The sequence below is a fragment of the Shewanella frigidimarina NCIMB 400 genome (assembly GCF_000014705.1).
GTDB classification, from domain to species: domain Bacteria; phylum Pseudomonadota; class Gammaproteobacteria; order Enterobacterales; family Shewanellaceae; genus Shewanella; species Shewanella frigidimarina.
Genome location: NC_008345.1, coordinates 3,083,323 through 3,105,852, shown reverse-complemented (window position 1 = coordinate 3,105,852; position 22,530 = coordinate 3,083,323). Strand labels below are relative to the sequence as shown.

At 41.0% G+C, this 22,530-nt stretch carries 18 protein-coding genes; 8 read left to right on the top strand and 10 right to left on the bottom strand.

Annotated elements, in window-relative coordinates:
- Positions 1-28: 28 nt before the first annotated feature.
- From clpP to SFRI_RS13280, 7 genes are all read left to right on the top strand, one after another.
- Entirely contained in the window at positions 29-640 is a 612-nt protein-coding gene (gene clpP / locus SFRI_RS13310) for an ATP-dependent Clp endopeptidase proteolytic subunit ClpP (RefSeq protein WP_011638046.1), read from the top strand.
- Between the two features lie 130 nt (positions 641-770).
- The gene (gene clpX, locus SFRI_RS13305; protein ID WP_011638045.1) at positions 771-2,051 is read left to right on the top strand and encodes an ATP-dependent protease ATP-binding subunit ClpX; all 1,281 of its coding nucleotides are present in this window, start codon (positions 771-773) and stop codon (positions 2,049-2,051) included.
- A 131-nt stretch (positions 2,052-2,182) separates the two neighbouring features.
- A complete protein-coding gene (gene lon, locus SFRI_RS13300) occupies positions 2,183-4,534 on the top strand; it encodes an endopeptidase La (protein WP_011638044.1) in 2,352 nt (783 codons plus the stop codon).
- Between the two features lie 261 nt (positions 4,535-4,795).
- Positions 4,796-5,071, top strand: coding sequence for a nucleoid-associated protein HU-beta (gene hupB / locus SFRI_RS13295; RefSeq protein WP_011638043.1), 276 nt, complete (start codon positions 4,796-4,798; stop codon positions 5,069-5,071).
- A 216-nt stretch (positions 5,072-5,287) separates the two neighbouring features.
- Positions 5,288-7,165, top strand: a complete 1,878-nt coding sequence (locus SFRI_RS13290) for a SurA N-terminal domain-containing protein (RefSeq protein WP_011638042.1) — start codon at positions 5,288-5,290, stop codon at positions 7,163-7,165.
- Between the two features lie 80 nt (positions 7,166-7,245).
- Complete coding sequence (locus tag SFRI_RS13285) at positions 7,246-7,860, top strand: pentapeptide repeat-containing protein (RefSeq protein WP_011638041.1); 615 nt, start codon at positions 7,246-7,248, stop codon at positions 7,858-7,860.
- A gap of 123 nt (positions 7,861-7,983) precedes the next feature.
- Positions 7,984-8,889, top strand: coding sequence for an AraC family transcriptional regulator (locus SFRI_RS13280; protein ID WP_011638040.1), 906 nt, complete (start codon positions 7,984-7,986; stop codon positions 8,887-8,889).
- A gap of 127 nt (positions 8,890-9,016) precedes the next feature.
- On the opposite strand, the gene SFRI_RS13275 is transcribed toward SFRI_RS13280, so the two are convergent.
- The 3 genes from SFRI_RS13275 to SFRI_RS13265 form a co-directional block, all read right to left on the bottom strand.
- Complete coding sequence (locus tag SFRI_RS13275) at positions 9,017-10,249, bottom strand: DUF819 family protein (RefSeq protein ID WP_011638039.1); 1,233 nt, start codon at positions 10,247-10,249, stop codon at positions 9,017-9,019.
- A 96-nt stretch (positions 10,250-10,345) separates the two neighbouring features.
- Positions 10,346-11,227, bottom strand: coding sequence for a LysR family transcriptional regulator (locus tag SFRI_RS13270; protein ID WP_011638038.1), 882 nt, complete (start codon positions 11,225-11,227; stop codon positions 10,346-10,348).
- A gap of 212 nt (positions 11,228-11,439) precedes the next feature.
- Positions 11,440-12,495: a porin gene (locus tag SFRI_RS13265; RefSeq protein WP_011638037.1), complete on the bottom strand. Its 1,056-nt coding sequence runs from the start codon at positions 12,493-12,495 to the stop codon at positions 11,440-11,442.
- Between the two features lie 270 nt (positions 12,496-12,765).
- Between SFRI_RS13265 and SFRI_RS13260 the strand changes: the two genes are divergently transcribed.
- A complete protein-coding gene (locus tag SFRI_RS13260) occupies positions 12,766-14,532 on the top strand; it encodes a flavocytochrome c (RefSeq protein ID WP_011638036.1) in 1,767 nt (588 codons plus the stop codon).
- A gap of 171 nt (positions 14,533-14,703) precedes the next feature.
- Here the strand turns inward: SFRI_RS13260 and fabV are convergent, their stop codons facing one another.
- From fabV to pspF, 7 genes are all read right to left on the bottom strand, one after another.
- The gene (fabV, locus tag SFRI_RS13255; RefSeq protein ID WP_011638035.1) at positions 14,704-15,906 is read right to left on the bottom strand and encodes an enoyl-ACP reductase FabV; all 1,203 of its coding nucleotides are present in this window, start codon (positions 15,904-15,906) and stop codon (positions 14,704-14,706) included.
- A 105-nt stretch (positions 15,907-16,011) separates the two neighbouring features.
- A complete protein-coding gene (locus tag SFRI_RS13250; protein ID WP_011638034.1) occupies positions 16,012-16,797 on the bottom strand; it encodes a peptide ABC transporter ATP-binding protein in 786 nt (261 codons plus the stop codon).
- Positions 16,778-17,785 (bottom strand): oligopeptide/dipeptide ABC transporter ATP-binding protein, encoded by a 1,008-nt coding sequence (locus SFRI_RS13245; RefSeq protein WP_011638033.1) that lies wholly within the window; start codon positions 17,783-17,785, stop codon positions 16,778-16,780. The genes SFRI_RS13250 and SFRI_RS13245 overlap by 20 nt, the downstream gene beginning before the upstream one ends.
- Before the next feature lie 3 nt (positions 17,786-17,788).
- Entirely contained in the window at positions 17,789-18,679 is an 891-nt protein-coding gene (locus tag SFRI_RS13240) for an ABC transporter permease subunit (protein WP_011638032.1), read from the bottom strand.
- A complete protein-coding gene (locus SFRI_RS13235; protein WP_011638031.1) occupies positions 18,666-19,697 on the bottom strand; it encodes an ABC transporter permease subunit in 1,032 nt (343 codons plus the stop codon). The genes SFRI_RS13240 and SFRI_RS13235 overlap by 14 nt, the downstream gene beginning before the upstream one ends.
- Entirely contained in the window at positions 19,698-21,323 is a 1,626-nt protein-coding gene (locus SFRI_RS13230) for an ABC transporter substrate-binding protein (RefSeq protein ID WP_011638030.1), read from the bottom strand.
- A gap of 83 nt (positions 21,324-21,406) precedes the next feature.
- Positions 21,407-22,486, bottom strand: a complete 1,080-nt coding sequence (gene pspF, locus SFRI_RS13225) for a phage shock protein operon transcriptional activator (protein WP_011638029.1) — start codon at positions 22,484-22,486, stop codon at positions 21,407-21,409.
- Positions 22,487-22,530: the final 44 nt, after the last annotated feature.

Below are 22,530 nucleotides of genomic sequence, written 5' to 3'. Positions count from 1 at the left end.
GGCCATTTTTATTTTAGGGAAATGAATAATGCATAATGCACCAGAATCAGTACTCAACGCTCTTGTTCCAATGGTTGTTGAACAAACAGCGAAAGGTGAACGTTCTTATGATATCTACTCTCGCCTATTAAAAGAGCGAGTGATCTTTTTAGTTGGCCAGGTAGAAGAACACATGGCTAACCTCATTGTTGCTCAATTATTATTCCTTGAGTCTGAAAGCCCAGATAAAGATATATATTTGTACATTAACTCACCTGGTGGCTCTGTCACAGCTGGCATGGCTATTTATGACACAATGCAGTTCATTAAGCCTAATGTGAGTACCGTATGTATGGGTCAAGCTGCGAGTATGGGCGCATTTTTGCTAGCTGGTGGTGCTAAAGGTAAACGTCATTGCTTACCTAACTCTCGTGTGATGATCCATCAGCCATTAGGTGGCTTCCAAGGTCAAGCATCAGACATAGCAATTCATGCAAAAGAAATTCTTGGTATTAAAAATAAATTAAACCAAATGTTAGCGGAACATACTGGCCAGCCTTTAGATATTATTGAACGCGATACCGACCGTGATAACTTCATGAGTGCTACTCAAGCTGTTGAGTATGGTATTGTCGATTCATTACTCACTAGTCGCGGCTAAAACTGGTAGCTGATTTTCTAGATACTTTCAGGTATTCTGTATTGAAAGGCGTTCAGTCATCAATGTGGTTATGATAAGTATCTACAAGCAGGGCTTAGGTTCAACCTAAGTTGTAAACAGAGGTAGAATAATGGGCGATAACAAAAATAACGGTGACAGCGGCAAACTGCTGTACTGCTCTTTTTGCGGAAAAAGTCAGCATGAAGTCAGAAAACTCATTGCTGGTCCATCAGTTTATGTATGTGACGAATGTGTTGATTTATGTAATGACATTATCCGTGAAGAAATCAAAGAGATTTCACCTAAACGTGATGAAGACAAATTGCCGACACCGCATGAGTTACGCAAGCATCTTGATGACTACGTAATCGGTCAGGATCAGGCTAAGAAAGTGTTAGCCGTAGCGGTATACAATCATTATAAGCGTTTACGTAATGGCGCTATCAAAGATGGTGTAGAGCTAGGTAAAAGTAACATTTTACTATTAGGCCCAACCGGTAGTGGTAAAACTCTATTGGCTGAAACGTTGGCTCGCTCACTTAATGTTCCTTTTGCTATGGCAGATGCAACCACACTAACCGAAGCAGGTTATGTGGGTGAAGATGTTGAAAACATCATTCAGAAGCTACTGCAAAAATGTGATTACGACGTTGAGAAAGCGGAACGCGGTATCGTCTATATTGATGAAATTGACAAAATCAGTCGTAAATCTGACAATCCTTCAATTACTCGTGATGTATCGGGTGAAGGTGTTCAGCAGGCGCTGCTTAAGTTAATTGAAGGCACCGTTGCTTCTGTTCCGCCACAGGGCGGACGTAAGCATCCACAACAAGAATTCTTGCAAGTGGATACCTCTAAAATTCTGTTCATCTGTGGTGGTGCGTTTGCTGGACTTGAAAAAGTCATTGAGCAACGTGCACACACTGGAACCGGAATTGGCTTTGGTGCAGAAGTAAAAGGCGAAGCGGATAAAGCGACTATTTCACAAATTCTTAGCCAAGTAGAGCCTGGTGATTTAGTGAAGTTTGGTTTAATCCCTGAGTTTATTGGTCGTTTACCTGTTGTTGCTACGCTAACTGAGTTAGATGAAGCTGCATTAGTACAAATTCTATCTGAACCTAAAAACGCATTAACTAAGCAATATAGTGCATTATTTGAGATGGAAGATGTCGAACTTGAATTCCGTGATGATGCATTACAAGCCATCGCTCAAAAAGCAATGTCACGTAAAACCGGTGCTCGCGGATTACGTTCTATTGTTGAAAGCATCTTGCTTGATACAATGTATGATATTCCGTCGACACAAGGCGTGATTAAAGCTGTTGTTGATGAATCAGTAGTGAAAGGCGAGTCAGCCCCTATTTTGATTTATGAAAACACTGAGACACAGGCTGCTTCAGGCGAGCAATAATTGCACTGATAGTCAGGAAGTTGAAAAATAAGGAGTCCATTGGGCTCCTTTTTTCGTATTAGCCATTGAAACTGATAACATCACCCCAATATACTCAGTAATAAGTCAATTTCATTAAACGGAATCGAGCCATGACTAAAGAGCGTGAAGCGCATATCGAACTCCCCGTATTACCACTGCGAGATGTGGTAGTTTACCCGCATATGGTAATTCCGCTATTCGTGGGACGGGAAAAATCTATTCGTTGCCTAGAATCGGCAATGGAACAAGACAAGCAAATTTTATTAGTCGCTCAGCGAGATGCTGATCTTGACGAACCTACCAAAGACGATATTTTCGATATTGGTACCGTTGCCTCTATTTTACAATTGCTTAAATTACCTGATGGCACGGTAAAAGTATTAGTTGAAGGTGGCCAGCGTGCCAAAATCAAGAAATACACCCAAGAAGAAGAATTCTTTGCCGCCACAGCTGAATACCTCGAATCACAAGAGTTAAGTGAAAAAGAAGAAGAGGTGTTGGTTCGCAGTGCTATTGGTCAATTTGAAGGCTACATCAAGTTAAATAAAAAAATCCCACCTGAAGTATTAACTTCATTGTCGGGCATTGATGAAGCAGCTCGTTTGGCAGATACCATGGCTGCACATATGCCATTGAAGCTTGAAGACAAACAATCTGTCCTTGAGATGATCAATGTCGGTGAGCGTCTGGAATATTTAATGGCGATGATGGAATCGGAAATTGACTTGCTTCATGTCGAAAAACGAATCCGTACTCGTGTTAAAAAACAGATGGAAAAAAGTCAGCGCGAATACTATTTGAATGAGCAAATGAAAGCCATTCAAAAAGAGCTAGGCGATATTGACGAAAGTCATGACGAATTTGAAGTGTTGGCGCGTAAGATTGAAGAAGCTGGCATGCCAAGCGACGCCAAAGAAAAAGCCACTGCTGAGTTAAACAAACTCAAAATGATGTCGCCTATGTCAGCAGAAGCCACGGTTGTGCGCAGCTATGTAGACTGGATGACAGCGGTACCTTGGAAACAACGCTCTAAAATAAAGCGTGATTTGGCCAAAGCGCAAGAAGTACTCGACACCGATCATCATGGGCTTGAAAAAGTCAAAGAACGTATTCTTGAGTATTTAGCGGTTCAAAGCCGAGTTAAGCAGCTTAAAGGGCCTATTTTGTGTTTAGTAGGACCTCCAGGTGTAGGTAAAACCTCATTGGGCCAGTCGATTGCTAAAGCAACGGGCCGTAAATATGTTCGTGTTGCATTAGGCGGCGTACGTGATGAAGCGGAAATTCGTGGTCATCGTCGTACTTATATAGGTTCTATGCCAGGTAAAGTCATTCAAAAGATGGCTAAAGTGGGCGTTAAAAACCCATTGTTCTTGCTCGATGAAATCGACAAGATGAGTTCTGATATGCGTGGTGACCCATCATCAGCATTATTAGAAGTACTCGATCCTGAACAGAATGCGACCTTTAACGATCATTATCTTGAAGTTGATTATGACTTATCAGATGTGATGTTCGTTGCTACGTCAAACTCAATGGATATTCCAGGCCCTTTACTTGACCGTATGGAAGTTATTCGTTTATCGGGTTATACCGAAGATGAAAAACTCAATATTGCTAAGAAGCATTTACTGACTAAGCAAATTGAACGTAACGGTCTTAAAGAAAAAGAAATCAAGGTTGATGACAGCGCTATTTTAGGCATTATTCGCTATTACACTCGTGAAGCGGGCGTGCGTTCATTAGAACGTGAATTGTCGAAGATTTGTCGTAAAGTGGTTAAGCATATCCTGCTTGATAAAACGGTCAAAGTGGTTGAAGTTAACCAGGAAAATTTAAAGTCATTCCTTGGTGTGCAACGTTTTGATTTTGGCAAAGCCGAATCAAATAACCAAATCGGTCAAGTGACCGGTCTTGCATGGACTCAAGTAGGCGGCGATTTATTAACAATCGAAGCCACCTCAGTCGCAGGTAAAGGTAAACTGACCTATACCGGTTCGCTGGGCGATGTGATGAAAGAATCGATTCAAGCTGCAATGACAGTGGTACGTGCTCGTGCTGAAAATCTTGGTATTAACAATGATTTTTATGAGAAACGAGATATCCATGTGCATGTGCCAGAAGGTGCTACGCCAAAAGACGGTCCTTCAGCCGGCGCAGCAATGTGTACTGCGTTAGTGTCTAGCTTAACGGGTAACCCTGTGCGCAGTGATGTGGCAATGACCGGTGAAATTACTTTACGTGGTGAAGTATTACCCATTGGTGGTTTGAAAGAGAAGCTATTAGCAGCCCATCGCGGTGGAATTAAACATGTATTAATTCCTCAAGAAAATGAACGCGATCTGGAAGAGATTCCTGCAAATGTGATTGCTGATTTAATCATTCATCCAGTGCGTTGGATAGATGAAGTGTTGAAATTGGCGCTTGAGCGACCAGTTGAAGGCTTTGAAGTGGTTAAAAAATAGCTTGTTAGTTAAAAAATTGCTGTAGAGCATGAAAAAAATGAAAAAAGGGGCTTAACAAAACGCTGACCTGTGGTAGCCTAGGTTTGTGGATAGTCAGACGCACCAAGCCCTTGGGGCATCTGGCGTTGAGCAGTATCCAATTTCATTTTTTGGTTTTCGTACTAAGTTTGGTGTGTTATCAAGCTTATAAAATAAAGCCTCCGCAGACCGCTCTAAACATAGATTTGGTTGCGGCGCGACAATAACATTCAAGGGGATGACATGAACAAATCTGAACTAATCGAGAAAATCGCATCTGGTGCTGATATTTCTAAAGCTGCTGCAGGCCGCGCACTAGATTCTTTTATCGCTGCTGTGACAGAAGGTCTTAAAGATGGCGATAAGATTTCTCTAGTTGGTTTTGGTACATTTGAAGTACGTCAACGTGCTGAACGTACTGGCCGTAACCCACAAACGGGTAAAGAAATTAAAATTGCTGCTGCGAACATTCCAGCGTTCAAAGCTGGCAAAGCGCTAAAAGACGCTGTTAACTCGTAGTTAATAACGTGGCCTTTGTAAGGCATTCGTAATACAAGCACTGCTTAGGCGGTGCTTTTTACGAAAAGCAATATTGTTATGCAAGGCATAATACATATTGGGAGTATTGGGTCATACCCGTGGTAGCGTCTGATAACTCCATATAATTTACAATAAGGCGCATCCACAAGGTGATGCGCCTTTTTATTTTATTAATCGCAACAAGCGAGAATTCAGATGTTAGAAAAAATTCGTGAAGGATCACAGGGGATTGTTGCTAAAACAATTCTAGTACTTGTGATACTTTCTTTTGCTTTTGCCGGTGTGAGCAGTTATTTAGGCTCTAACACGGGTGTACCTGCTGCAGTTGTTAATGGTGACGAAATTGGCGCCAACGAACTTGAACAGGCTTTTCAAAATGAACGCTCGCGTATTGAGCAACAGCTAGGCGAAATGTTTACTGCATTAGCGGCTGACGACTCTTACATGAACGGAATTAAGCAAGGTGTATTGGACCGTTTAATTGCCGATAAACTCATCGACCAGGCAGCCAACAAATTGGGCCTACGTGTATCAGATGAGCAAATCAAGAAAGCGATTATCGAAGAGCCTGCATTTCAAACTGACGGTCAATTTGATAATGAACGCTACCTTGCGGTACTGCGTCAACTAGGTTATCAAACCACAAGTTTTAGAAACATGATGCGTGTAGATATGACTCGTCGTCAGTTATTAAACGCGCTTGTTGGTAGTGAGTTTGTTCTTGATGGCGAAGCTAAACAGCTTGCAGAAGTTCAAGGCCAAACCCGTGATATTCGCTACTTAGTCGTCGACTCAACACCGTTTTTATCAACAGTGTCAGTCGCAGACGAAGAAGCTCAAAGCTATTATGATGCTAATATTTCGCAATACATGAGTCCTGAAAAAGTCAGCCTTGAGTATGTTGAACTGAATGTTGCTGACATGGCTAAAAGCAGCGAAACCTCTGATGAAGAAGTGAAAACTTATTACGAAGAGAATAAAGCACAATATCAAACGGCTGAAAAACGCCTTGCTGCGCATATTTTTGTCGCCGCAACTGATGATGACAGTGCAGATAAAGCTAAAGCTGACGCCATTGAAGCCAAGTTAACAGCGGGTGAAGATTTTGCTGATGTAGCAAAAGCTGATTCTGATGATCAACTTAGTGCCCAACAGGGTGGTAAGTTAGATTGGTTTGAACAAGGTGTAATGGATCCTGCATTTGATGAAGCACTTTTTGGACTGCAAAAAGATCAAGTCTCGTCAATTGTGAAAAGTGAATTTGGTTACCACATTATTAAGCTGCTTGATTTACAAGCTAGCCAAGCAACCGCTTTTGAAAATGTTAAAGCGAAAATTGTTGCTCAGCTACAAGAAAAGAAAGCCTTAGATGTGTTTTATAGCTTACAAACTAAGTTAGCTGATACCAGTTACGAAATCCCTGATACTTTAGCTGAAACTGCGCAAGCAGTTAATGCAAAAGTACAATCAACGCAGTTATTCTCGCGTGATGACGTACCAGCTAAATTTAACAATCCTGAGTTTATCAAAGCTGCATTTTCTGACCAAGTGTTAGCAAGTGGTTTGAACAGCGATGTGATTGAACTTGCGCCAAACCATGTAGTGGTTATCCGCATGAAAAAGCATCAAACAGCTGGCGTCATGAGCTTTGATGAAGTCAAAGCAGGTATTGTTGAGCGTTTGAAGCAAGATAAAGCGAATGACGGTGCTCGCGACAAAGCTGCTGAATATATGGCTCAGTTAAAAGCGGGAAATGACAAGCTAACAGGTGCTTCATTGACGACGTTAGCTAAATTAGGTCGCTTTAATCAGGATATTGACCAAGCTATCACCAACAAAGCCTTCAAGATTGCTGCTCCTGCTGAAAATAGTGTCACAATTGATACTGCAGCATTAGCGACGGGTTATGCGGTTATTGTTGTGGATAAAGTTAATAAAGCTGAAGGCATTAATGACAACCTAATCAATACGCTTAAACAGCGTATAGCACCTCAATACAGCGAAGCTGATTATCGTGCCGTGGTTGCCTCACTTAAAGCTGATGCTGAAATTGAGTATCCAGTGGCCGACTAATTAAGTCGTCGCAGTAGATGAAATACAAAAAAGACCTAGGCTCACGTCTAGGTCTTTTTGTTTATAAAGGAATATAAGTTATGAGTCATAAGACAACTAGTGAATTGTTTGTGTTATCACACTACGGCGATGACTTATTCGATTCGATCAAAGTCGTGGCATTACAGTTCAAACATATTACTTTTGAGCGCTGCCATTTTAACCAATGTGATTTTAGTCAAAGTGATTTCTATCATTGCCATTTTATTGAGTGTGTTTTTAGCCAATGTAATTTAAGTGTAATGTCAGTGGTTGCTACAGAGTTTGATGACGTTACTTTTAGCGACTGTAAAGCCATAGGTATTGATTGGACTAAAGCTCAGTGGCCACAGTTTATGACTCAAACCACGATTAAGTTTGAAAGAAGTTTGCTCGATGGCAGTAATTTTTATGCTCTGCATTTACCCGAGCTTTCACTTGTTGGTTGCCGCGCCCATGATGTCGACTTTAGAGAAACTAATTTAAGCAAAGCAGATTTGCGTTTGACCGACTTTAATTTAAGCCAATTTAGTCATACAAATTTAACTAAGGCGAATTTTACTGATGCGTTGAATTATCAAATCGATATTACTGCTAATAACGTTAAGCAAGCCAAATTCAGTCGGTTCGAAGCCTTAAGTTTACTAGAAGGTTTGGATATTCAATTAGTCGACTAGTGTATATTGCCACATTGTTAGCACAAAAAGTGTGTTTTATTGCATGTATACAAATCGTTAATTTACATTGGTTTAGTTATAATAAATAATCAATCGTAACAATTTAATCCAAAAGGAGAGGGCATGAGCCACAGACTTGATCAGGCATTTGAGCGTGCATTAGCCTATTTAGATCAACACTTAAATGAACCTTTTGACCTACAAGTGTTGGCCGAGATTGCCCACATCCCACGATGTCATTTCGACCTATTGTTTACAGCGCTGTACCATATGTCTATTGACGCTTATGTTGAATTGCTCAAAAGTCTAGAAGCTGCCCACTTATTAGGTTTTGGCAAGCAAGTTTCTCTGGCCACAATAGCGGCTAAATTGGCGTATCGTAACGAGCAACACTTTATCGAATCGTTTACTCGCAGTATAGGTCAAAGCCCTGAATCGTTTCAGCAAGCACCTGATTGGGGCAATTTCTTTGCGAAGCAACAACCGCTTAAATCCTTTCAAGCCGATGTTAGTCAGCAAAGTGAGCAATCTTATTCTGTTGATATTGTATCGTTTGATGCGCAGTCATTAGCGGTGATGGAACATCATGGTGATCCAGCTTTATTACCTCAAACCATTGCGCGATTTATTGAATGGCGTCGACAATTTGCTTTATCTCCTACAAATTGCAGAACCTTTAATCTGCTTTACTCAAGCCCGGAGTTATCTGCTAAAACTCAATATCGGATTGATATAGGAGTATCATTAAATGCCGAGACACAAGCTTTAGTATCTGAGTCGAGTCAGATTATGCTCAAATCAATCCCTCAGGGACGATGTGCGATGATTAAATACAGTGGTGATGATATAGGTCTTACAGCGGCAATAGACTACCTGTATCGCGATTGGGTTAATGCAAATGATGTTACTCTACGCAATTACCCGTTATTTTTAGAACGACTCGACATTGGTCGAAGCACCTCCGTTGAGAAACAATCTGGATCGCCACTCAACATCCAGCAAGTATTAATTTATTTACCGATAATCTAATGGCAAGCTGAAAGCTAGGATGTGCTTATTATGGCCAGTAATCGGTAATTAATCATCGAGATAAAAAGCTGTAGTGGTATTTATCTGCAGAAATATAAAGGTTTTTAGCGCTTGTGTTGTCTCGCAGTTATGGTCTTATGTGTTTCATCATTTCAGCGCAAATCCACACCATGTAATTTGCCCAAGCATACCCAAAAACAGAAAAAATAACCGCAACGGGGGCTAAGTGACGATTAAAAGCCATAGCCACAACTGGAGATGATGCTGCTCCGCCAATACAGCATTGGCTGCTTATGGCCATGTACGCCACTGGAGCTTTCATGAGTACACCTGCAATAATCACCAATAGTGCATGTATCATTAACCAAACAAACCCAATTGCAAAGTAAATGGGAAAGTCATTAATCATGGTTAAGTCCATTTTTAATCCCATGGTGGCAATAAGGAAATACAATAATACCGTAGAAATTTTAGAGGCACCCAGTTGTTCCAAATGTTTTATTTTTGTGTATGACAACCCAATGCTGGTGCTGGTTACTATTATTACTATCCAAAAAAAGTGCGAGGTAAAACTCCATTTTCCAGACTCTGGATAATGCTGGCCGAAAAAGGGGACTAGCTCGTCAGCCCCCCAATGGGCTAAGCCTGTCACACCAAAAGCAACAGCAAAAATAAATACATAACCTTTAAGATTCGGTAGTAATGCTGGTTTTGTATTACGTAAATGGATCCCATCGACTAACAAACGGATACCTTTTACATCCGCTCCAATTTTGATATCTATTTTGTCGGCATGGGGAGCACACATGAGTAAAAATGCCATCCAAAGCGCTGAGAACACCACATTAACGGATATCATAATGGCAAACATATTATCTTCAACATCGTAGATTTCTTTCATGGCAAATTGATTTGCAGTACCACCAACCCAATTGCCAGCTAACGTAACCATGGCACGCCAAGTTGAGCCATTACCATCCCAGCTAAGCTGCTCGGGGGAAATGATTGAAAAGAGATATAACGTCAGTGGCGCACCTAAAATAATCCCCAAAGTACCGATGAAGAATAATATGATTATTTTTGGACCGAGCAATAACATCGATTTAATATCAACACTGATAATCAGCAATGTTAAACAGGCTGGCATAATATAACGAGAGGCAATAAAACTGAGTTGGCTATTTGCCATATCCACAATATGAAAAGTGTTAAATAAAGAGGGCACTACGTAGCACATCACCATTACAGGTACAAAGCGGTATAAGGTTTTCCATGGTCTGCCTGGTAGTTCGCTACTATAGAAAATTAGCCCTAAGGTAAGTGCTAATAATCCTAAAATAACAGGATCCTGATTTATCAATGTATTATTCTCATGTGGTACCTAATGTCATAAATCAATATTACTGAAGATCTCATATGCTTGAAGACCTATAGCGAGTTAATCGTTTCCATTTAGCTATGTTGTCGGCCGGCTAAATTCTAAAAACTCACGCGCGAGCGAGCTTAGGGGATGACCACTTCGGTATATTGCCCAGTAACGACGCGAGTAGTCCCAGTCTGTTAACGATAGCTCGATTAACTCTCCTCTAGCGACTTCTTCTTCTACCGCTAACAAGGGCAATACGCTGATACCGACACCTGTACCTATTGCTCTTTTTATTGCCCCCATAGTGTTCATGGATAACTCTTGCTTAATACTGATATTGGCGCTTTTAAGTAACTGAGTATTACGGATCCGCGATACCGAAATCGTTTCATCCATAACCCAAAGTTGTTCAGATAATAACTCTGGTGTAATTATTTCGGTAACGAGTGGGTTATTTTTGCCTGTGATAATACATAATCGGTCTTGTAACCAAGGCTCTTGCAGTAGATTTTTATGTCCAGGTTTAGCATCAACAAATCCAAGGTCGAGCTCTTTTTCAGCGACCATTTTCTCAATGCTGAGGCTGTTATTAATGAACAGTTTAATATCAACAGAAGGGTGTTGTTGTTTAAACATTGGAATTTTACGTGATAAAACATAGTTGCCAGCAGTTTTACTGCAACCCACTTTTATGCTGCCTCTAATAGGGCTACCCTGAGCAAAAGCATGTTCTAATTCCATGCCTTTAGATAACATTTCATTGGCATAAGGCAACATGACTTCGCCATTATCATTAATGGTTAACCCTGTGCTGCTTCGTTCAAAAAGACGGCTGCCCAGAGAGTCCTCTAAATCACGCAAGGCCATGCTCACCGCTGGCACCGACATGTGTAGTTCTATTGCAGCTTTTGAAATTTGGCCGCAGGTATGAATTGCTTTAAAAATAGATAATTGCTTTAAGGTTATTCGCATAAGCAGATCAATGATGGCTGTTTTATAGAGTATATCGTGCCAAATGGAAGCCCGCACAAAAGGACATGTTTAAATGTTAAAAACGTTAACAAGAACAAATATCTCAATGTGCTTATTAATGTTTTTAACATAGAGAAACCAAGTTAGGTTGTATTAATACAACCTAACTTGGCTTGGTTGGGATTATGTTATCGAGCCTGTAGTCTGTAGATTTAGAAGTTAAATCGTACGCCTACAGTGGCAATGTTATCGTCTTCGAGGTCGATTACGGTACCAGATTTAGCTATTTGATATTCACCGTCATACATAGCGTAGTGGGCCTGAAGCATGGTTGATTTTGATAACTGGTAATCGGCACCAAACACTAATGAAGTAATGCCTACATCAGTGGCTTGTTTGTAATCGGTAGATGAAGCTACTGCTGAATTGTATTTGAAGTATTTGCCAAAACCGGCTTCATCTCTACCGTATTCAACTTTTAAATTTACACCATTTAAATCATAAGCAACTGTGACAAAGTAAGAATCACCTTCTTTTCGGTCATAACTTTGGCTTTCAGAATGCTGATAAAGACCACCCACTTTAAATTGACCCATTTTGATTTGTCCAACACCACGATAGGCATCAACACCACCGATGGTATTGTAGGCTCCCGCTAAGTAATAGCGGTTTTTACTGAGATTTTTATCGCCTGCGACAACACTTAATGCATATTGTGTTTCATCACTTTCTTCATAGTTGTCATCCATTAAATAAGTACCATTAACAGTAAATAAGCCTGCAATGGTTGACGAGTAGTAAGTTATACCGTCAGCTTTTCTGTCCTGGCCTGCAATCATACGATTATAGGCTGCGTTTGTGAGTGCAAATGCTTCAACTGAACCTTTTGAAGTCTTCATTACTGTGTCATTACGGCCTATTAAAATAGTACCCGCTGAAGATTCTACTCCTAAATAGGTGTTTCTGGCGCTAAATAACTTGTCGTCACCCTCATTTGTTGCACCGTTTACTTGTACTTCCATCTTATAAATTAGTTGGAAATTGTCATTGATTTTTTCGCTTCCTTTAACCCCTATGTGACTAAAGTTGTTTTCAAGTACGGTACCTTCTTTTCTATTTTGAGTAGTAAAACCGTGTTCCGAATTAGTTAGAGTCATATCTAAACGGCCATAAGCAGTGGGTGAATCAGCTAATGCATTTAGTGATGTAATTGACAGTGTAGACAATAATGCTATGGAAATTAGGTTTTTATTTGTGTTCATGCTCATATCTTCTCATCAGTTTATGTTATTCAAATTAGTTGCTTTCTGTATTGGGGTGAAAGCATAAATGAATGTTAATGACTAACTGAATTGGGAAAATTAACGTGGGTCACAGCACTCAAGTATTTAGAGCGTTTTAAGAAAGTCTGAACAGGTCTTCACAATAACTTAACCAAAAGACAAGTTTGATATGCATCTAAGTTTCACTATCTCTTTGTGAGTAATATTTCGCTTAACAAAAGCAAGTTAATACTCAAATAAGAAAGGAATGAACAAATGAAACTAAAATATCTGGTATCAGCGATGGCATTGGTTGTGCTTTCCTCTGGTACTGCAATGGCTAAAACCCCCGATATGGGGTCATTCCATGCTGACATGGGCAGTTGTCAATCTTGTCACGCCAAACCTATCAAGGTTACTGATAGCGAAACTCATGAAAATGCTCAGTGTAAATCATGCCACGGAGAGTACGCTGAACTGGCTAATGACAAATTACAGTTTGACCCACACAATTCACATTTAGGTGACATTAACTGTACTAGTTGCCATAAAGGCCATGAAGAACCAAAATTTTACTGTAATGAGTGTCATTCATTTGATATCAAGCCGATGCCATTTTCTGATGCCAAGAAGAAAAAATCTTGGGACGACGGATGGGATCAAGACAAAATTCAAAAAGCGATTGCTGCAGGCCCAAGTGAAACAACGCAAGTATTAGTAGTCGGTGCGGGTAGTGCAGGTTTTAACGCATCATTAGCCGCTAAAAAAGCCGGTGCTAATGTTATTTTGGTGGATAAAGCACCGTTCAGTGGTGGTAATTCTATGATTTCAGCTGGTGGTATGAATGCTGTTGGAACTAAGCAGCAAACAGCTCATGGTGTTGAAGATAAAGTTGAATGGTTTATCGAAGATGCCATGAAAGGCGGCCGTCAACAGAATGATATAAAACTGGTGACTATTCTTGCTGAACAGTCTGCTGATGGTGTGCAATGGTTAGAGTCTTTAGGTGCAAACTTAGATGACTTAAAACGCTCAGGTGGTGCTCGTGTCGACCGTACTCATCGTCCACATGGAGGTAAAAGCTCTGGGCCAGAAATTATTGATACTTTACGCAAAGCGGCCAAAGAACAGGGTATTGATACACGACTAAACTCTCGTGTAGTTAAGTTAGTGGTTAATGACGATCATAGTGTTGTCGGCGCCGTGGTTCATGGTAAACATACTGGCTATTACATGATTGGTGCTAAATCTGTTGTGCTAGCAACGGGTGGTTATGGCATGAATAAAGAAATGATTGCTTATTACCGTCCAACAATGAAAGACATGACCAGTTCGAACAACATTACCGCCACTGGTGATGGTGTATTGATGGCAAAAGAAATTGGTGCCAGCATGACCGATATCGACTGGGTTCAAGCTCACCCAACAGTGGGTAAAGACAGCCGTATTCTGATTTCAGAAACCGTCCGTGGTGTGGGCGCTGTGATGGTAAACAAAGACGGTAATCGCTTTATTAGCGAGTTAACAACTCGTGACAAAGCATCTGATGCTATCTTAAAACAACCTGGCCAGTTTGCTTGGATTATTTTTGATAACCAGTTATACAAAAAAGCCAAAATGGTACGCGGTTATGACCATTTAGAAATGCTTTACAAAGGCGATACTGTTGAACAGTTAGCGAAGAGCACCGGTATGAAAGTCGCTGATTTAGCTAAAACAGTCTCTGACTACAATGGTTATGTAGCATCTGGTAAAGACACTGCGTTTGGTCGTGCTGATATGCCATTGAACATGACCCAAAGTCCTTACTATGCCGTTAAAGTTGCTCCTGGTATTCATCACACTATGGGTGGTGTCGCGATTAACACAACAGCGTCTGTACTTGACCTTCAAAGTAAGCCAATTGACGGTTTGTTTGCCGCAGGTGAAGTGACTGGTGGTGTTCATGGTTACAACCGTTTGGGCGGTAATGCAATAGCAGATACCGTGGTCTTCGGTCGAATTGCAGGAGATAACGCAGCCAAGCATGCTCTAGATAAATAGTCACAATTCATCTTTTATTCCTTGTGTTACTTTTGGACTAAGCATAATTGCTTAGTCCTTTTTTTTAGTTATTCCAAATTGAAATGAGTTCACCAGTTAAAAATTATGGGTAACAAAAAAGCCATAATGCAGTGCATTATGGCTTTACGTTAACAGCTGTTGAAACTGAGCTTATAGCTCAATAACATCAAATGTCACATTAGGATCAACTTCGGCTTCGTAATCGATACCATCAATACCAAAACCGAATAGTTTTAAAAACTCTTCTTTATATTCGTTGTAATCGGTTAATTCGCTTAAGTTTTCAGTGGTCACTAGTGGCCATAAATCACGACAATGCTGCTGGATTTCTTCGCGAAGTTCCCAGTCATCAAGGCGTAAACGATTTTCGCTATCAACGGCTGGTGCTTGGCCATCAACACGGTATAGGCGTTCACTGAATAAGCGGTATATTTGTTCAATACAGCCTTCATGCAAGCCTTCTTGACGCATTTTCTTAAATACCATGGCGATATAAAGAGGCATTACTGGAATGGCTGAGCTCGCTTGTGTCACAACACTTTTTAACACTGCAACGTTAGCTGAGCCACCCGTAGCGAATAATTTGCTGTCAAGGGCATGAGCTGCACGGTCTAAATCCATTTTGGCTTTGCCTAAAGCGCCATGCCAATAAATAGGCCAAGTCAATTCGGTACCAATATAGCTATAAGCAACCGTTTTGCAATTGTCTGCTAATACGCCAGCTTCACTTAGCGCACTCATCCATAATTCCCAATCTTGACCACCCATTACCGTAACGGTATCGGCAATTTCTTGCTCAGTAGCGGGCTCTACCGAAGTGTCGATAATGGTATTTTTGTTGGTATCAACAGCCGTTGCAGTGTACGTTTGGCCAATTGGTTTAAGTGATGAACGGATAACTTCACCGGTGTCGGGCATTTTACGTACTGGAGAAGCCAGTGAGTAAACCACCATGTCGATTTGACCTAAATCTTGCTTGATAAGCTCAATAACTTGTTGCTTTGCTTGATGGCTGAATGCATCGCAATTAATGCTTTTTGAATACAAGCCTTCTGCTTTAGCAAACTTATCAAATGCCGCAGTGTTGTACCAACCTGCTGTACCAGGTTTGGTTTCGGAGCTTGGTTTTTCGAAAAATACACCAATAGTGGCAGCGTCGCTACCAAATGCTGAGGTGATACGCGATGAAAGGCCATAGCCACTTGAAGAACCGACCACTAATACTTTTTTAGGCCCATTAGCAATTTTGCCTTTGGCTTTAATGAGTTCGATTTGTTCTTTAACGTTGGCTTCACAACCTACTGGATGAGTAGTGGTACAAATAAAGCCACGAATTTTAGGTTTAATAATCATATTTAAGCTTCTTCCTTTAACATTGGCTCTAGGATAAATAGTTCGACGGCCAAATGGCACTGATTTTTTCTAAAACGCCCTCAAAACCACAGTGGTTGGAGCAGTTTAGCGCTTTTGCATAAATTGACTTTGTTCTTGAATGAGTCGTTGGGTGTATTCATGTTGTGGTGAAGTAAATAAGGCCTCAGTAGTTGATTTCTCGACCATATGACCATTTTGCAACACCATAATTTTATCGCTAACATGGCGGATAATATTCAGATTATGTGATACAAAAATATACGATAACCCCATCTCTTTTTGCAGTTTTAATAGCAGATTAATAATCTGAGACCGGACAGATAAATCTAATGCTGTTAGTGCTTCATCTGCAATAATAATTTTAGGGTTAAGCATCAAGGCACGTGCAACAGCGACACGCTGTTTTTGGCCTTCGGAAATCATGTGCGGATAAAATTCAGCGTGTTCGGGTAATAAACCGACTTTTCTTAGAGTTTCAATCACCAATGTTTTTCGTTCAGTCGAACTCAATTGAGTATTAAAGCGTAATGGCTCTTTAAGCAAGTTACCAATCGATAAACGTGGATTAAGTGAAGTTGTAGGATCTTGGAAAATCATCCGGATTAACCGACAACGTTGTTTTAAATTACGCGTTTCTAAGGCTTCACCTTCAAAAAATATGTCGCCACCACTTCGTTGTTCAGCACCTACTAAAATGCGGGCTAGGGTACTTTTACCGGATCCCACAGAGCCCACAATAGCCAAGGTTTCACCGCGACCGAGTTCAAATGAAACCGGAGAGAGTGCCTGATAATATTGAGGTTTAAAATGCTTATAACCGGTTAAGTATTGTTTACTTAAATCGGTTACTTTAAGCAATGGCATCGTCATCTTCTTGCTCACTTTGGTAAGGGAAATGGCAGGCAAAATAGCGGTCTTTGATATGTTCAAGATTAGGCTGTTTTACACATTGGCGTTGAGCTTCTGGGCAACGTGGGCCAAGTCGACAACCGGCAGGTAAATGCTGCAACGACGGCGAAGAGCCTTGCAGTGTGGGTAAATTAGCTTTGTGGCGCATTTTTTCAGTATGATCGGGTAGGTTTTTTAATAACGCGCGAGTGTAAGGGTGATACGGCATTGCTACCATTTCGCTAACAGGCCCTGATTCCATAACCTGACCACTGTACAAAATCGTTAAGTTATCACACCAGTGCACCATGGTTTCTAATTCATGGCTAACCAATAAAATAGATACGTTTTGCAGTTGATTGAGTTGCGATAATAGTCTGAAAATTTGCGCTTGGGTGTTGAGCTCCATTGAGTTAGTTGGCTCATCGGCAATCAGCAGTTTAGGATGATTTGCCACAGCCATCGCAATCATCACTTTTTGACATTCGCCCTCAGACAACTCCCATGGATAGCATTTCATCAGCTGTTTTGGTTTTTTTATACCGACCTTGTGAAGCCATTTCTGCGCGTTTAAATAAGTTGCTTTTCCACGTCGCCAAAAAGGAATGTTTTTGTTGGGCACCATCGCTTCAATCAATTGACTGCCAATGGTTTTTACCGGGTCTAAACTGCCAGATGGGTCTTGGAAAATCATCGCCATTTCACTACCCATCAGGCAGCGTCGTTGCTTGGAACTCATTTCTAATAAGTTTTTTCCGTCCCACATCATACGGTCAGCAATAATATGCCAATTAGGACCTAGCACCCCTAGAATCGCTTTGGCCAATAAACTGCGCCCAGAACCTGATTCGCCAACAAGTCCATGGATTTCACCGGGATTGATAGTCAAACTGACTTTTTCGAGCACTTTTACTGTGCCCTCAGGTGTATCTAATTCAATGGTGAGATTACGAATATCGAGTAAAGGCATAGGTTAATTTCTTATCGGTGCTAGGGCTGAACGTAAACCATCGCCGACCAAGTTGACCGATAATACGGTAAACAAAATCGCGACACCTGGAATAGTAACGGTCCAAGGCGCAAGCAGTAAATTATCAAGCCCTTGTGCGACCATGGCGCCCCATTCTGGACTCGGTGCTTGAGCACCAAGGTTTAAAAAACCGAGTGCGGCAATATCGAGAATTGCTGCCGATATTGCCATAGTGACCTGAATAATCACCACATCCCATACGTTGGGCATAATGACATACCAAAAAACTTGCAACGAGTTGGCACCATCTAATTTTGCCGCTGTAACATACTCTTTTTGCAGCTCTTCATGAACCGCTAGATGGATAGCTCGAACAAATTGTGGAACCATCGCAATCCCGACGCCCCAAAACACATTATTAAGCCCAGGCCCCATAACGGCGACGACCAGAATAGCCATTAATAACGATGGGATAGACAATAATGCATCGAGCAAGTGGCTTAACACACTCGACTTTATGCCGTGCATCATTCCTGAAAGAGAACCAATAACAAAGCCAAATATCAGCGATGCAGCAACAATTAATAATGACATGCCAAAGGTTAATTGTACGCCGTGTAAGATACGACTAAAAATATCTCGTCCTAGATCGTCTGTTCCAAGGAAGTGTTCTACAGTACCTGCGGGATCCCATGATGGCGGTAAAAGTAATACTTGTTGGTCTTGCATCTCTGCTGAATAAGGCGCTATAAACGGGGCGAAAATAGTTAATATTAATAAAAAAATCACCGCCCATAGACCGATCACCGCAAATGGGTTCGCAGAAAATGTTTGCCACATTCGCCACATAGGCGAGGCTATATGGTCTTCTTGGTATATTTTAATTCGAGGCATACAATTCCTTTCTGCTCATTGGGTTGATTGCGGTATGCAGTAAATCAATCAATATGCTTAAGAAAATAATTAATAATGACACAGCTAAGATGCCCGCTTGAATAACAGTATAGTCACGCTGGTAAATGCCTGATACTAACCAACTGCCAACCCCAGGCCACGAAAATATCACTTCAACCACAATGCCATAGCTGGCGAATGATCCCAGCATTAAACCAATACTTTTTATTACCGGGATTAAGGCGTTGGGCAGTACATGACGAAGTAGTATTTTAGCCGTGTGTAAACCGCGAGCTTCAGCTGCACGAATATAAGTCTGATTCATCACATTTAAAATGGCTTGCCGAGTGATCCTTACGACCAATGTAAAAGGAAGCACTGCTAAGGTGACGGCCGGTAATATTAAGTGTAATAAAGCATCATGAAACGCCGGAATGCGATAACTAGAATCGGATAATAAAGTGTCGACCAGCATGAAACCTGTCACAGGTTCAATTTCATAAAGTAAATTGATTTGACCTGAAATGGGCAGCCAGCCAAGATTCACCCCAAACCACATAGATAAGGTCAAGCCGAGCCAAAATACCGGAATAGAATAGCCTGTTAAGGTGATGGCTAAAATACTGCGTTGCAGTGCTTTGTTATTACCTAATGCGGCTAGCACGCCAATGGGTACACCAAAAAACACAGCTATAAAACCTGAAAACAATGATAATTCAAAAGACGCAGGTAGTACTGCTTCAAGCTCTTCTAGAACCTCTTGCTGCGAGTTACTGGAAATACCAAAGTTACCCGATAAGCGTTGGCGCAAGTAGGCAGTAAACTGCAGTAATTGGTTATCATGCAGTTGATAGTCTTGCTCTATTTGCTGTTGTTGTTCAAGCGTTGGATATTGAACCCCTGATAGTGAATACGCTTTACTGACAGGAAACTGTCCCGACGCCATAAAGAGTACGGCCACCATGACTAGAGATGTGGCCATAAACAGGGTTATGCGACTAAAAAGATAACGCCACATTTATTCAGTTCCCTCTATTGCTTGAGTTGTTTTGGCGAAGGAAATACCGCCATAAGGCCTAATTTGCATGGCGGTAATATTGCTTTTCTTCAACACCACTTTTTTGGCATGTGCGATTGTTACTAGCGGAACTTGATCGCTAATAATAGCTTCTGCTGATTGATAAAATGCTTTGCGTTCAGGTTGAGTCGATACACTCTGAGCTTGGGTTAGCAGGTGTTCAAAGTCTTTGTTGCACCAGCGAGAGCGATTATTGTTAGAGGCTAATGCGGCGCAGCTTAACAATGGAGTAAAAAAGTTATCTGGATCGCTATTATCCGCATTCCAACCAATCAACACTGAATCATAATTCGAACTGGCTAGCTTTTGGGTGAATACACTCCAATCATAGCTAATGATATTCAGTTTTACGCCAATACGGGCTAAATCGGCCTGAATGAGCTCCGCTGTTTTCAATGCACTCGGATTATAAATTCGTGCAACAGGCATGGCCCACACATTAATGGATAAGTTAGATACACCTGCTTGGTGCAGTAATACTTTGGCTTTTTCTGGGTTATATTCATTTGGAGATAAGTTTTTGCTGTAAGCCCAAGATGCCGGAGGTAAAACACCTGTCGCCTCCACAGCGGTATCGTTATATACCACGTCTAGAATATTATTTTTATCAATAGCATGCGCAAGTGCTCGTCTTACACGAACATCATCTAATGGCGGTTTTTGAGTGTTAAATGCCCAAAATGCTACGTTTAGTCCAGGTTTAGCATCGATAATAATATCTTTATGTTGGTCAAGCACTGCCAACTCACCAGCTTTGGGTAATGCAGACACGCTGCAGTCTCCGGTAATTAATTTAGCAATTCGTGCTGTGCTTCTTGGGGTGATATCAAATACTAATTGATCAATTTCAACCGTAGGGCCCCAATAGACAGGATTCTTTTTAAAGCGAATATATTCGTTTTTCACATACTGGCTGAGCTGAAAAGGTCCTGTGCCTACTGCGTAGTAATCGATATCTTCAGGAGTGCCTTGGGCTAACAGTTGATAACCATATTCTGCCGATAATACAACGGCAAAATCAGTAGCCAAATTAGATAAAAAAGAAGCGTCTTTTCGAGTTAAATGAAAGATAACCTGGTAGTCGTTTACTTTTTCAATGTAGCCAATTAAATCAGCAAAACCAATACTTTGAAAAAAAGGATAACCGGTTCTGCTGACTAGATGATATGGGTGTAATGGATCAATAATCCGATTAAATGAAAACAACACATCATCGGCATTAAAGTCTCTTGCGGGAGTAAAATGGCGAGTTTTATGAAAACTCACATGTTCACGTAAAGTAAAAACATAGCTTAAACCATCATCGGACACCTGCCATGATGTGGCCAATCCAGGTGTGATCTCGGCTTTTTCTTGGCTGTAATTAACGAGTCTACTGTAAATTTGATGTGAAGTGGCATCAATAGTGGTACCTGAAGTAACAAGTTGAGGGTTAAAGCTTTCAGGGTTACCTTCGCTGCAATACACCAGGCCAGAAGGCAATTGCACTTGTCCGCATGCAGCCAGCACGATACTGGAGAGACATAAAGACATCTGCTGATACCAGCGTTTTACTATAACAGGCATAGAGTGATCATTTTTTATCGACTTTGAGTGGGTATTTTAACAGTGTTCATTGCATTGGGGCAATGAGCATATCCTAGCTAGATTCAGCTCTTGTCGAGTAAGTTGTACTTTTTCAAAATACCTCGAAGCTGATGATAGCTTAAGCCTAACAAATCGGCTGTTTTTTTCTGATTATATTGGCCTTCAGCTAATGCTCGTTGCAATAATTCTATTTCACTGTTTTCGGTGTATTCTTTAAAATCAATCGGGAATTCGATGCTGTTAAGCACGACTGATGTTTCCGTTTTAACATTTAACTCAGTCGATTCAGTCACAGATGCTGGAGCGTGTTCAATTGGAGTTGATTGACGCTCACGGGTTTTGACACGATTTACAGGACGATAGGGTGATGCAAAAGGATCTAAAATAATATGATCAATTTCTTGGCCATCAGCCCCTTCGCGGTAAACACTTCGCTCGACGACATTTTTTAATTCTCGGATATTTCCTGGCCAACTGTGCATCATTAATTGTTCTACTGCCAGCGGGCTAAAACCACTGAAATATTCCAGCGATAGTTGTCTTGCCATGCTAATCGCAAAATGTTCAGCTAGTGGCATAATGTCTTCGGTTCTATGTCTTAATGGTGGCAAGGTGATCACATCAAAGGCTAAACGGTCGAGTAAATCAGCTCGAAATTCACCATTATCAGCCAAAGTAGGTAAATCTTCATTAGCAGCACAAATAAGTCGAACATCAGATTGAACCGTTTTACTGCCACCCACTCGTTCAAATTCACCATATTCGATAACACGTAATAGCTTTTCTTGGATCAACCCGGAAGTGTTGGCTAACTCATCTAAAAACAGTGTTCCACCATCGGCACGCTCAAAACGGCCTTCGTGTCGTCCTTTTGCACCCGTAAATGCACCTGACTCATGGCCAAAGAGTTCACTTTCGAGTAAGTTTTCACTTAATGAAGAACAATTGAGTTTAATAAAACTTTGATCCCAACGAGGGGATAAGTAATGAAGTCGTTCGGCAATTAATTCTTTACCCGTACCACGCTCACCAATAATGAGCACCGGCTTAGATAATGGCGCGACTTTAGACACATGTTCTAATACTTCAAGTAGTGCATTAGATTGGCCGATGAGATTGTCTTGCTGGAATTGTTTGCTCACAGTTAGCTTACTCGCAAAATTGTTAGTGAATTAGACTAATAATT